This is a genomic window from Photorhabdus africana (assembly GCF_035181445.1).
Lineage (GTDB): Bacteria > Pseudomonadota > Gammaproteobacteria > Enterobacterales > Enterobacteriaceae > Photorhabdus > Photorhabdus laumondii.
Genome location: NZ_JAXBVE010000229.1, coordinates 1 through 306 on the forward strand (window position 1 = coordinate 1; position 306 = coordinate 306).

The window sequence follows — 306 nt, forward strand, 5'->3', positions numbered from 1 at the left end:
TCAAAGCAAATTCCCCAGATAGATCGTTAGCTTAGTCGGTAGAGCCGTTGACTTTTAATCAATGGGTTGCAGGTTCGAGCCGAGCGAAGCGAGACAACAGCGCGTGAGCGCTGGCCCGAAGGGCGAGGCCGTAGGCCGAGTCATCCTGCACGACCCACCATCTTGAAGCTTCATTCAAAGCAAATTCCCCAGATGGATCGTTAGCTTAGTCGGTAGAGCCGTTGACTTTTAATCAATGGGTTGCAGGTTCGAGCCGAGCGAAGCGAGACAACAGCGCGTGAGCGCAAAGCTCCCAATAAATTATTT

Annotated in this window: 1 tRNA gene and 1 other RNA gene; both read left to right on the forward strand. The window is 52.0% G+C overall.

From position 1 onward, the window contains the following. Positions 1 to 27: 27 nt before the first annotated feature. Positions 28 to 160: non-coding RNA, RtT sRNA (locus SLS51_RS23530), on the forward strand. A 37-nt stretch (positions 161 to 197) separates the two neighbouring features. Then, positions 198 to 267 (forward strand) — tRNA-Lys (locus SLS51_RS23535). The last annotated feature ends 39 nt before the right edge of the window (positions 268 to 306 follow it).